At 62.3% G+C, this 12497-nt stretch carries 11 protein-coding genes; 1 reads left to right on the top strand and 10 read right to left on the bottom strand.

The features are described from left to right. Window positions 1-2187 precede the first annotated feature (2187 nt). Window positions 2188-2634, top strand: coding sequence for an Lrp/AsnC family transcriptional regulator (locus C4900_RS11380; protein ID WP_065969185.1), 447 nt, complete (start codon window positions 2188-2190; stop codon window positions 2632-2634). Window positions 2635-3364: 730 nt separating this feature from the next. Here C4900_RS11380 and C4900_RS11385 read toward each other — a convergent pair. The 10 genes from C4900_RS11385 to gspF all read right to left on the bottom strand — a co-directional run bounded on the left by C4900_RS11385 (window position 3365) and on the right by gspF (window position 12495). After that, window positions 3365-4927: a YadA family autotransporter adhesin gene (locus C4900_RS11385; protein ID WP_170132523.1), complete on the bottom strand. Its 1563-nt coding sequence runs from the start codon at window positions 4925-4927 to the stop codon at window positions 3365-3367. A gap of 1073 nt (window positions 4928-6000) precedes the next feature. Beyond that, complete coding sequence (gene gspN / locus C4900_RS11390; RefSeq protein ID WP_065971527.1) at window positions 6001-6747, bottom strand: type II secretion system protein N; 747 nt, start codon at window positions 6745-6747, stop codon at window positions 6001-6003. Then, on the bottom strand, window positions 6747-7247 hold the full coding sequence (gspM, locus tag C4900_RS11395) for a type II secretion system protein GspM (protein WP_114283119.1): 501 nt from the start codon (window positions 7245-7247) through the stop codon (window positions 6747-6749). The genes gspN and gspM overlap by 1 nt, the downstream gene beginning before the upstream one ends. Beyond that, complete coding sequence (gspL, locus tag C4900_RS11400) at window positions 7244-8566, bottom strand: type II secretion system protein GspL (protein ID WP_114283120.1); 1323 nt, start codon at window positions 8564-8566, stop codon at window positions 7244-7246. The genes gspM and gspL overlap by 4 nt, the downstream gene beginning before the upstream one ends. Next, the gene (gene gspK / locus C4900_RS11405; RefSeq protein ID WP_065971530.1) at window positions 8530-9465 is read right to left on the bottom strand and encodes a type II secretion system minor pseudopilin GspK; all 936 of its coding nucleotides are present in this window, start codon (window positions 9463-9465) and stop codon (window positions 8530-8532) included. The genes gspL and gspK overlap by 37 nt, the downstream gene beginning before the upstream one ends. Beyond that, the gene (gspJ, locus tag C4900_RS11410) at window positions 9462-10055 is read right to left on the bottom strand and encodes a type II secretion system minor pseudopilin GspJ (RefSeq protein ID WP_065971531.1); all 594 of its coding nucleotides are present in this window, start codon (window positions 10053-10055) and stop codon (window positions 9462-9464) included. The genes gspK and gspJ overlap by 4 nt, the downstream gene beginning before the upstream one ends. Beyond that, a complete protein-coding gene (gene gspI / locus C4900_RS11415; RefSeq protein WP_170132524.1) occupies window positions 10052-10432 on the bottom strand; it encodes a type II secretion system minor pseudopilin GspI in 381 nt (126 codons plus the stop codon). Before gspI ends, gspJ begins: the two co-directional genes overlap by 4 nt. Next, window positions 10407-10865, bottom strand: a complete 459-nt coding sequence (locus C4900_RS11420; protein WP_065971533.1) for a GspH/FimT family pseudopilin — start codon at window positions 10863-10865, stop codon at window positions 10407-10409. The genes gspI and C4900_RS11420 overlap by 26 nt, the downstream gene beginning before the upstream one ends. After that, complete coding sequence (gene gspG, locus C4900_RS11425) at window positions 10853-11278, bottom strand: type II secretion system major pseudopilin GspG (RefSeq protein ID WP_065971534.1); 426 nt, start codon at window positions 11276-11278, stop codon at window positions 10853-10855. Before gspG ends, C4900_RS11420 begins: the two co-directional genes overlap by 13 nt. 5 nt (window positions 11279-11283) lie before the next feature. Next, window positions 11284-12495: a type II secretion system inner membrane protein GspF gene (gene gspF / locus C4900_RS11430; protein ID WP_114283121.1), complete on the bottom strand. Its 1212-nt coding sequence runs from the start codon at window positions 12493-12495 to the stop codon at window positions 11284-11286. Window positions 12496-12497: the final 2 nt, after the last annotated feature.

Genomic DNA, 12497 nt, shown 5'->3' on the forward strand with positions numbered 1-12497 from the left:
CTTCATGCGCGCGCACGAGAGATCGCGGCCATAGCGGTACCCAAGCAGCGCGGCGACGCGCGATACTGAGCGGACTGTCGACGTCGCAAGGCCGGCACGATATCCATCCTCCCATTGGACATATACATTCGCGCTCATCAGGGAGCTGCGGCAGTGCCGAGCGCCGATTCCGACTCGCCATAGGCCTGGATACGCGCCTGCCATGTGACGACGTCCCACATCAATGATTATTTTTATGACCGCGTTATTCCGGTCGCGCCTTCCGTGCCAGCCAGGTATTGCCATCTTCCGCCGTTGTCCCCTGGTCGCCCTCATATGAGGGAACGCAGCAAAGTCACACGGTCGTTTAAGTAACAAGCCAGTTATGTGACGCATTCTCATTACACAGATTTCTCGAAATCGCGATGTTGTGAAACAGCTGTTTTTCGACATTCATAGTTCCCGCCTTACCCTAGTGGCGGATAGGCGGTTTTCTGCCAGGCGGTACGGCCGCGTGTGCCGCCCACACGAGCGCTAATGACCGCGTCGGCTGGACAACTCCTGCTTACACCTCTTGCAGACCAGTCCACGGTCTCGGCAGACAGCTACCGTATTTCCTCCCATATCCCATAGATCATGGAATATCTGTGTCGCCAACATAAGAGCACATATCGTGCCAACTAATGAGTCCGCCTTAGGTGTTCTCTCCGCTGATGCAGGAATGCGGATTTATTTGTGGATGGTCATGCTGGTGGTTGGCAGATTGCGGAGCGGCTGGGGTTCATTTTTTTGCAGAAACACCCATAAGTTTCTGGTGGCCCAAATGTTTTTCTGGGCACGCTCGCAGGCCTGAAAAAGGGTGCAGCGGTTCTTCGCGACTACTAGGCCGCACCTGCCGCACGCGTTCCGGGCAGGGCGTGGCACGCCTTACGCGATTCATGTAGTGGCTTTTGGGGCACAGGTCCTGGCCGACAAAAATACTTTGTAAGGCTAATCGAACCTAGTGGGGACGAATTTTTGTAAAAGACGTTCATACAAACACAACTGGCCTCATTCTCAGCTTTCTTTATGAACAATGTAGGTATGCCCCATCATATGACGCGCTGCACCACTGTAGGGACATTGGCCTTACGCGAGATAGGTCATTTGTCAAGAGTATCAGCATGAGGACATCGGGGAGGCCTTGCTGATGGTGAGCGTGACCGCGCCGCCCACGCAGCTGGGGCTGCATAGCTTGGGGCCGCGTACCGCCCAGGGCCTGGGGTCTGACCCCACCGGCGCGAAGGCCGGGAGCCATAGCCTCGGGGCCGATATAGCCAGGTGGCCACCGCCGGCGATACTGATGGAAGGGCAAAAGCGGGATGCCGCAACGGGTATGGAAGATCTTGCCGCCGTCGCCGAGGGCCTCGTGTTCGCGAGAGATCTGTCCCTGGCCGCTGATCGTCGGGTTGCGGTCATCCACTCCTCCCCCATCAGCGTCAGGGGCGGCAGGCGCAACGGGACCAGGGGGACTGCGGCCGCGTGGGGTTTATGAAGCAGTTATACTTCATCGCGCGTCCGAGAGCGGCCATTTGCCGGACTCAGTTGGAGCCGCCACAGGCCTCCCTACCGATAAGGCAAGATTTCCGATGGGCAAAGAACGTCGGCAGGTGGGCGCGTTCGCATGACTTCGTTAAAGCGAACTTGCTGTGCGTATTGACACGGCAGGTGGCAAAACTGCTGTTGCCCGATCGATCCCAAGCGTTGTGATCTTCATGATCATCCCCTCCATTAGTGTCGCCTATCGCGCCACTTGCTTTGGCACGTCGGATGCCGTTTAGGGAGGGGGCGACCATTTCACTAGCAAGTTGGCCGGCAATTCTCAAGGTGACGCGCCACATGCGTATCCAGTTGGAGGCGCGGGTAGACGCTAAACATGCGGCGCAGGCGCGCTTTGATACAGTAATTCTGACTGCGTCATCAGATGCTCGGAGCCCCCATCTCGCGCAAGGGAACTGGCAACACCCGTCTGCCGCGCTTGACACACATAGCTTGCTATGTTAGGTATCGCCGTACGCTCATTTTCTGTACTCCTTGACACCCCATCCCCGAGCTGCGGATCCCCACAGCCTCAGGACGGTGAGATATGAGTGTGGCGCGTCGCTGCGTAAGCTGGCCAAAATATCAAGAACATTGGTCCAGCATGGCCCCTTCAATAGGCTTTATAATGTGGACCACATTGATCAAAAGGTAATTGAATTGCTTGTCGAAGATGGCAGGATATCGTTTGCCGATATTGGCCGCCTTCTTGGAATAACTAGGTCAAGTGCCAGGGAGCGTGTACATCATCTCGTTAAAAGCGGACTGATTGAGAAGTTTACGACGATCGTGAACCCTTCTTTGCTGGATAAGGCGCTGTCCGTCTTTTACGACCTTCAGGTAACACCGTGTGCGATAGAGGTCCTCGCGGAAAATCTCTCAAAACTGAAAGAGGTATCGAGCCTCTATATTATGAGCGATATGCGCAGTCTCCACATGCATGTCCTCGTGAAGGATATCGACGAGCTAGCCGCCTTCAGTCGCGCACATTTATTTGGGAAGTCGGATATCATCGCCGTGGAATGCAAGACGCTTATGTCGAGGCTGAAACAGAGGCGCGGGGGGCCGCGGATCTAGTATCTCACGGCATGGGTCTTCGGGAAGTCGGTGGGGGATTTCGGGTCATTATACAAGGGTGGCATCGTGCAGGTCGGTATCTTCGGCTGCAGGTACCCCTCGTCGCTGACCTTGCGCGGCGCTGGGCGACGCGGACGCGGTCGTCGGGTGCGGCTCAGTCGTTCACAGCCGTCTGGCAGAAACCGTGGGTGTCCGATGCTTGCTGCACGGACGTCGACAATGTGACCGTCGGCGGATACCGCCGCCGCGACGCTAAGGCAGGTACGACTCGGTTACCTCGAGCCACTCTGAGCCTGTCAGGATGTTGGAAAAGCCCGGTGCAACGATACGCGGCGCACGTCGCCTACTCTGCTGGCGATATGGCCTGGAATGCGACTCTGCCGCGGCAAGGTTGACCTCGGGGTTGGTCGGGGGGTGTATGGTAATAAACATCTCACCATTCGTGGTCCATATATCCCATATGTTTTAATCGGTTATCCTCACAGGATCATGCCACTATGGCTTTAAGTGCCATTCATTTTCAGATCGCGTGATAGAAGGATCGTAGCGCGGCGCAGGTGATTCCGATACGGCCGGGCGCCAGCTGGCGCCCTTTGGCAGATAGAACTGATAGGCCCGGATGTCCTCCAGAGAGGAAATAATCTTAACAACGGACCTTTGCGCCGGTCGCTGTTTTTGGGGATACACGACCATAGACCGGCGCAAAGGACCACACGACAGCGGGGTACGCCTACCAACCAAAGCTCCCGCCGACCGAGGCAGCCGTATTCCCCGCGGTGCCATCGGTCGACACCGAAACCCCGGCCGTCCAGCTGCTGCCAAAACGATGCTGGAGGCTTACGGCCATAGCCCCTTGGCCATCATAGATCGCCGAGGCGAGCGCCACACTGTTGGCCTCGGGATTCATCGCGCCTTGCGCGGCGGCCTCGGCAAGCGAAGAGGTGACCGCCCCAACGGTCGCCGAGTATTGGGTCAACTGCCCCAGATTCACCGCATCGTTTGGTTGGGTACCAGGTGCCACATTGGTGATCTGGCGGCTCAAACCCGTGGCGCTGTTGCCGACACTCACCGAATCGGCACGATTGGCCACCGAGCCATACCCCAAGGCCACACTGCCGGCCCCGTTGGCGGTACTATCGGCACCGATGGCGGTGCTGTTGTTGCCGTTGGCCACGGCGTTGTTGCCGATGGCGGTGGTCGGATCGGCGTTGGCCTGTGCGCCATCGCCGATGGCCACCGAGCCCGCGTAGCTGGCAGTCGCATTGGTGCCTAACGCCACTGTATTCGCGCCATTCGTTTTGGCATTGACGCCGCAGGATAGCCCGCCGTTTATGACCATGCAGGTCCCGGCCTGACCGTTCACCAGCGCGTTTAAGCGGATCGTATTGGCACTGATATTGGCCATATCCGTGGCCTGCTGGGCATCGGTCGCATAGAGCTGACTGCCGTTCACGGCATCGGTGCTGGTCGCGGTCAGGGTATTGGTCGCGACACCCGAAACAGTCCCCGCGTGGGTGATCCCGCCATTGTTGGCATTGATACTGCCCGTTGAGATACTGCCCGTTGAGATACTGCCCGCCGACAGACTGCCGGTGGTATTCACCGCATTGCTGCCAAAGGAGACCGAGTTGGCGGTAGCGTTGGTCACCCCCGCCCCAATGGCGATGGCACCCGAGGCGGTGGCCTGGGCGCCCGTGCCGATGGCGATGCTGTTGCCGCCGTTGGCGGTGGTGGGGTTGTTGGTGACACCGGCGCCCGCAACGATCCCCGTCGACGAGCCGATGGCGATATTGCCGCCGGTTTGGGTTCCCGAGGATATAGTGCTGGCCTGGCCACCCAGGGCGATGTCGCCGGTGCCACCGGCGCTACTCTGGGTACCACTCGCGGTGCTGTCCGCGCCACTGGCGGCGCTCTTGTAGCCACTGGCCGTGCTCTTGAAGCCACTCGCTAGGCTCGCGGTGCCCAGAGCGGTACTGTTGTTGCTACTGGCAGTGCTGACGACGCCAATAGCGACGCCATTGGCGCCGCTGGCGCTGCTGTTGTCGCCAAGGGCGATACTGCCGCTGCTGCCCGTAGCGGTGCCGCCGAGGCCACAAGCGATGCTAGAAGTACTGACATCCTGCGCGCACACCCCATTGGTGGCCCCGGTCCCGCCTCCTCCGGAGACGGCGTAGGCGGTGGGCGCGAGGAGCAAGCTACTTAAGGCGCTGATAAAGAGCAGGGCCCGTCCGCGCGAGCGAACGCCCGCTAGCAGGGCGGGCATTCCATGAGATGCAAAGTCAGAGTACGACATAACATACCTCCCTATGAAGAAGAGTAAAATGGATATCAGGAACGAACATATCTGCCGGCGAGGGGCGCATAGCACCCGCTCCCAAGTATCGGGATCTCCGCATATTCGGAATCGTTGATATTGTCTGTAGAGGAGACCCCAAGGTCTCCTCTTGCCACCCCGCGGCGCCGCTCTGATAAGCGGCATTGACGAGGATTATCTTGACAAGGGGCCGACTCGTCAACGCGGATCTTATCAAACGGTATTTCGATGAATCGGATCACCCCAACCTTTCGTTCAAATCCTCTGCCCGTAAAGGGTTTACCCTATCGAATTTCATAGGGATTGACCTTGCCTATACGGATTGATCGGCGAGCGGTCGGGTTTCCCGGCGATTCGAAAGATTACGGTGCGAATGGTTGGGAATCGGCCATCGCCGCGGGCCTTACGCTTGGCGACCTGGAAAAGGCCATTCAAGGCCCGCAGGAAGCCGTTGATGATGCATGTCTGGGCCCAGGCGCGCCTTCGTCAAAGGGGGATTGGATCGTACGGGGCGGGCCACGGCCTTCATGGACTCGTTTGGGAGCAGCGGACATTCGGCACCACGGCTTTCCCATCAGGCGCACGACCCGCCGGCTTGCGGCGCGGGATCTCGCAAAGCGGCTTGCGGGACACCCGGATGTGGGCCGTGCGTTTGGTGGTCATGTCCGCCCTCAAGGCATCGAGGTCATTCCGGGTGACGGCGGTGCGCGAGCGGGAATCCTTCAAGGGCGTCCCACGCAGGCCCTTCAGGGCCGGATCGCGCCTTCGATCGGCGCGACGCGTAGGTCGAGGGCCTGTGAGGCGCGGACGATGACTATTGCATCGCTGTTACCATTGCAAGGGCATCGTGTATGGCGAAATCCGGCTTGCGCAGGCCCGCCCGAACAGCGAGCGCAGACCACGAAAGAGGATGGTACGTATCTTCCGAATAACAATCGCGGGGCTGGTGCGCAGAACCGAATCATGAGATGCCCGTCGCCACGTCCCGGCAAACTGCGTTTGCACCCCGGAACGATCCTGTACCCCTGACCTATCGACGATCCCAAGAGAGCCTATAGGGGCATCCGGAAGGTTAGCCTGCGACCGCCATGGCCGTCAGGAATACCGATATTGTCCACGAGACCTCCGAGACGCAATCCGCGGCCGCGCACGTCCCCGGTAAACGAAAGGACGCCAGGCGCGAGGCGGTAGCGGCCGTGCCCGGTCACGCGTAGCGGGCCTGTCAGGGTACGAATACGGTAAGACAGGGCCTGGCTTGCGAGCACGAACCGTGCCGTATAGCTCCCCAGCGGATTCACAGGAGCGCTCACAAGCGCCGCCTGATCCCAGGTCAAGGTCCCGTGGCCGGAAGGATGCGGCCCCCATATAAGCGTGCGGGCATGAAGCGCAAGATCGCCGCCGGGACCAAAGTTTTGCGCGGCCGGGATCAGCGCGGCAAGCGTACCGGCGGGCGCGGTGATGGCAAGGTCCGAGAAGGCCTGAACCTTCCGTCCAAAGGCTATGCGCATGTGTCCCTGCACGGCGCCGGTAAAATGCACATCGTACCCCGCGCGACCCTCGATGAGGGCAAGCGGTGTAAAGCGAAAACGGACGCGGCTCAGAGGATCGGCCCCGGTGTTCGTAGACACGAATAGCGCCAATCGCCCGTCCCAGACCGTGCCATGGATGTCGGCAATACGCACAAACGCCGGCAGGCCGCCGATAAGATCCGGAAGGACCACACGCGCCGGGGCGGTTACCAGCAAAAACACCGCATAGGCCCCGAGCGCCAATAGCCCATAAAGAGCCTTGCGCCTCATCAGTGCGCAGCCAAGATCACCGATCCACTGACAAGCCCAGTCCCGGAAGGCACGAGCTCGACACGCGATACCTCGACGCCGCGCGCGCCCAGGTCTGCTAGGAAGCGCACCAAGGCATTGAACGGGACCTTGGCGAATACCGCCTCGGCCTTGTGTGTGCCCCGCGGCGATAACTCACCGAGCGTGCCACCGATCGCCGCGTCCTGCGCCTGCTGCTCGATAAGGCTCAAAAGTCCCGTGCCTGTAGGCGCACGCCCGACATGCGCGCGCAACGATCGCACCATGGAGGCCTCCCGGCGCATGACCGCCAGCGCCGCGCGCTGGCGGGGCAACACGTGCTCCCAATAGGCAACGCGCGACGCCAACGGCTGCCAGACGATGGCATAGAACAGCAACGGTCCTGCCATCAAGGCACCCAGGAGCATCAGGCGGCGCTCCTTTTCGCTGCGCGCAAGCCATAACAATTGCATACGTGCAACTACCGACGTAACAACCCTCATGGGGCCCTCCTTGTGATCGTGACCAGGGCCTGAACGCCACCCTGATGACTTATGACGTGCGTCACTCGCACCACGAGCCCGGCGCGCACGAGATTCTGCTTTAGGGCCGTGAGGGCATCGAAATTGGCAAGACGCACCGCGCAACGGACTTCGCCATGGCGATATTGAAGGCGCGTGAGATCGCCATGCGCAAGCCCCGCGAGTGCCGGACTCGCGGAGGTCAGCACCGCGAGAAAGCCCTGCGTGGCGCCCCCGGCACGCGCCGCCAGCCGTGCCACCCCCTGACGCATCTGCCGCGCCGGGTCAAGCACCGGGACGTTCGGAAAGTTGGCGCTAAAAAGCGATACCATCTGGGCGTGAACACGCGTCTCCTCGTGCGAGAACTCGACCCAATCGAACACCGTGCGCGCAAACCCCAGCACGAATACCAGAAACAGCGCGATGAGTGCCGGCCGCAACGCGCGTAGCGCCGCAACACCGCTCGCGCCGACCGCACCACCGGTCTCCCCAAGGCGAAAAGGCGGTGTCTCGCCCGCGGCTATAGGTCGTGGATCGGCAATGACGGGGATACCGAGGTCCGTCGCGATCAACGCGCGCAAGGCCTCATCACCCCCAAACAATACGATCGCCTCCGGCGCAGCCTCGGTCTTCCCTGTCTCCTCGAGGGCCTGACGAAGGGCTGCGGGGACCCGCGTCAGGGGGCTTGCGGCACCGAAGCCACTGTAAGGTCCGGTGCGTACCGCCCATTGCCCGTCGCTGTAATGACAGGACCAGCTGCGCGGGCGCCATGGGAGCGCCAGAGTCACTGGACAAAAAGTCGCGCTGAGCCGCGCCTCGTCGACCGCCTCGCGCCACGCCGCGAGCCGCTCCTTGGCGGTCACCGCCACGAAGATCCCGGCGTCGGTCTCGCGGTGGGAAAATACCAAAGACTCGGGATCGGCCAACAATTGCTCCTCGAGGAGATAGGGCAGGGCCTGCGTCAGGCGCCCGCGCCCACGTCCTGGCCACTGCGCAACCGTAAGCAGGGTCTCAACGGCTGGAGTCCAGACACGGATCGCCGCACGACGCGCGGCCTCCGGGAGCGCGCTTAGAGGTCCACGCCCAGCCTCGCTATCCGGACCACGCCACTCGACAACCGGATCCTCGGGGAAGGTCGGTGTCAAAAATACGTTCCAGGGCGGCACCCCGGGGGCACGCAGCCATGTCTGCGCCTGTTCGCGCCATTTCCCCATCCGTGAGCCCGAACCGACGGGACTGCTGATGCCGACGCGCATAAGACCCCTTAGGTGTGTGTATGCGTGATCCGACGATGCTCCCATAACGCCTCCTGCCACAAGATAACGGTCCTCTGGCCACGCACCGCGCGGTACAAGAGCGCCCGTCGACGCACGACAAGGCCACCGAACCGGGCGGCCACATGCGCCAGAAAATAATTCGTCTGCACGGCCGTCTGATAGGCCGGCTGTACCCCCTGGGGAAGGGCCTGCTGGAATACCGCGGTGCTGGCAAACGGCGTACGCAACGCCTCATCGCCCAGGATCCGCGCCTGCTTTATGGTGAGACCTGGACACAAGGCCGCCAGCACCAAGGCTGGCGCCGTGTTCACATTGATCGGCGTCGCCAGCGGCAAGGCCGTGATATAGGGCCGCAACTTGTGCACGATCTTGGCACTGAAACCCTTCACGAGGCGTAACTCGCTGACACCGCTCAAGGGCTGACGACCGGCCCGGTAGGGTGTGCGGCGCCCCAGATACACGGAGTCGAAGCCGCCTCCCGGCGAGCCCGGCGGGATCTCCCATGCCACCACTGCCTGCGCCAGCTCGGGGTTTAGGCCGACAAGCTGCAAGAGCCGCGTAAAGACCGCGAGCGCGGTCGGCACCTCCTTGCCCGCCACCACGAGATCATTCAGATTGAAGCGTCCCTCTGGGTCTATGAGCAACGCATGCACCGTCCCCCCGGCCACCGGGAATCGCGGCAGCGGCTGCGCCCAGCGCTCGCTCAAGTCATCGATCTGATCATGACGCCCCTCATCGGTGACCTCCACGGCGGCGAGCCGAAACGCCCCATCCATGGCCGCGTGCGCCTGCGACAACGCACGAACATTGGCGCTTTCCTTGAACCACACCGACTCGCCACGCATGAGGGCGGCAGCAATGGTGGCCGTCAGCGCCACCACCAACAACGCCACGATGAGCGCCAGGCCCCGTTGGCTTTTCATCGGCCGACCGCAAACAGCCAGCGAATGTGCCGTCCGTCTTTCAAAGTAAGGACCACCTTCACTGCCGTCGGATCCGCGGCCGGCTGCCCGGCAAGCGGCCAGCTGCGCACATACAGTCCATTGGACGCCAGCAGCCGCACGCGAAACCTCCGTACACCGCGCACCAAGACCTCCTTGGCCCGGCGCTCGCCGGGCGCGCGATCCAGAACCGCCCAACGCCGCCATATCAACTGCCCATGCATGACCGTGTAATCGACGCGCCGCAGATCGCTTGCCGGACCTGAGCCGAATGGCGGCGTACCGCCGGTCGTGAAATTGAGCCGTACCCCGCGGCCCATCCGGCGCACTATGAAGGCCGGTACCAATGTACCGGCGCCATCACGCACCGGCCGCCCGCGCGCCTGGGCCAGATCATTGGCCAGCCGGTAATAGGCGAGCCCGCGCGCCTGCCAGCGCACGCGCACGCTCTTTAACTGCGTGCGGATGGCCATCGCGCGGTCCAGACCGGTGTAGGCGATCGCCCCGACGATGGCAAAGATCGCGATCGCCACCAGCATCTCGAGCAAGGTGAATCCGCCGTTGCGCGTCATGGTTTGCGTACAAAGCCGACAAGCCGCATCAGTACCTGCGGCCGCCGCGCACGGCGGACCGTGATGCGCACCCGCCGGATCTCCGGCAAGGGGGTCGTCACGACCTTAGTCACCACCCGAAACCGCCGGCCGTCCTCACGGGCCTTCGTATGGCGCCGCCCGAGCGGCGGCCAATGAACGATGGCCTCCACGCGCGCCAACCGGTTCTCGGCCACCCACAGCGCCAATGTCCGGTCCCGCAACGCGCCCGTGGTGGTGATCGCACCGGTCAGATTGCGCATGACTGCGGCCAGCGCGATCGCCAGGATGAAAAGCGCGACCAGCACCTCGATCAGCGTGAACCCCTCGCACCTAGCTGCGCGCCAGGCCTTTGACATGTCCATCATCATTGCCCGACACAAGAAAACGTCCGTGGCGCGTCACGATCTCGCAATGAAACATGCGCCCAAGACCGCTTGGCGTGAACACCACGACGCGCCGCTTCCCGAGACCCTGAATCACCGCGCCCGCCGGCAGGCGTCGCGCCCGGAACAGCGCACCCTTGACGGCCGTGAAGCGTCCGTGGTCGTTCAGTCTCTGAAAATCGTAGCCGTGGGTCGTGAAGTCCACGCGATACGGCCGTCCGGTCACGATCGCTTGGGTACGCGCCGCCTGAAGGAGCGCCACAAGACGCAGACCCTCATGGCGCGCGGAGACCCCGACATCGCGGCTGAGGCGCGGCGCGACCACGCCCAGCATGATGCCGATCAAGGCCAGAATGACGAGGACCTCGAACAGCGTGAAACCACGGTGGCCCGCTAGAGCTGCCATGATCCGATGACATCCTTCATACCGTGACCCTTGCCGTGCGGCCCGTAGCTGAAGACATCCACACGCCCATGAATACCGGGATTCAGATACTGGTAGGGCCGTCCCCAGGGATCGACGGGTAGGCGCGGGAGATAGCCGCCGGTACGCCAGTCGGACGCGGCCGGGCCCGACGTCGGCTTTTGCACGAGCGCCTTCAGGCCTTGCTGCTGGGTCGGGTATTGGCCGTTGTCGAGACGATAGAGCTTCAGGGCGCTCACAATCGAACGAATGTCGTTCTTGGCCGCCACGATACGCGCCTGATTGGGGCGATTCATGATCTTCGGCACGATCACCGCCGCCAGGATCCCTATGATCACCATGACGACCATGACCTCGATGAGGGTAAAACCGTGCGACCGCTGGCTCTTAGGCATAAGGTTCACTTGATAAGTTGGTTCATGTCGAATATCGGCAGGAGGATGGCGAGCACAATGAACAACACCATTCCCCCCATGACCAGGATCAATACCGGCTCGATGAGACTCGTGAGAGCCGTCACAAAGCCCTCCAGTTCCCGCGTCTGGGCCTCGGCGGCGCGCGCCAGCATGGTATCCAGGGACCCGCTCGCCTCGCCGCTACTCACCAGGTGGATCACAAGCGGCGGGAAGAGCTTGGCCCGCCCGAGCGAGCGACCGAGCGACCCGCCCTCGCGCACCTGGCGCTTGGCCTCCTCGACCGCCATCCGCATCGGCAGATTGGTCACGACGTGCAAGGCCGTGTCGAGCGCCGCCAAAAGCGGAATCCCGGAACTCGTGAGGATCCCAAGTGTGCTCGCAAGTCGCGCCGCATTCAGGCTACGGATGAGCCGCCCCAGCAGTGGCACGCGCAGCAAAAACCTCTGCCAGGCGACGCGCCGCTCCCGCTTACGCAGCAGCCATCGCCCCATGAGCAGGAGCGCAAGCCCGCCGGCCGGCCACAACACGCCCCCCTCCTTGGCGATATGGCTGATGGCAATCAAGGTCCGCGTGGCCCACGGAAGCGGCGCGCCGCTATCGACGAAAACCTGGGCGATCTGCGGTACGACGTACACGAGCAGGCCGCCGACGATGGCTACGGCGACGACGCTGACCAGCGCCGGATAGAGAAATGCCACCCATACCTTCTGCGTCAATGCCTGGCGTTGCTCAGTGTAATCGGCCAACCTCTCCAGGATAACCGGGAGTTTTCCGGACTGTTCACCGGCCTCCACGAGGTGCCGGAAGAGTGGCGGAAACGACCCCGGGAAATCACCCAGGGCCTGCGCCAGAGGCTGCCCCTCGCGTACCTTGGTGCGCACCGCCGCAAGGATCTTGCGCGCGCGCGCCGACTCGCTTTGTTCGGTCAGGGCGTGCAGGCTCTCCTCGATCGGCAGGCCGGCCCGCACCAGCGTCGCGAACTGGCGCGTGATGAGCGCAAGCTCCGCAGCCTTGAGACCGCCCTGCCAGCGGAACGCCCGTCGTTCGCCCCGCTCCCTGCCGATCGGCGCGATCTTGACGGGTATGAAACCCTTTTCGCGCAGAAGGCCGCGGACACGCCGCTCGGCATCGCCCTCCATGACCCCTTTGACTGCGCGTCCCTCGCTGTCTAGTGCCTCATACTCGAATGCCGCCATAA

It is taken from the genome of Acidiferrobacter thiooxydans (assembly GCF_003333315.1).
GTDB classification, from domain to species: Bacteria; Pseudomonadota; Gammaproteobacteria; order Acidiferrobacterales; family Acidiferrobacteraceae; genus Acidiferrobacter; species Acidiferrobacter thiooxydans.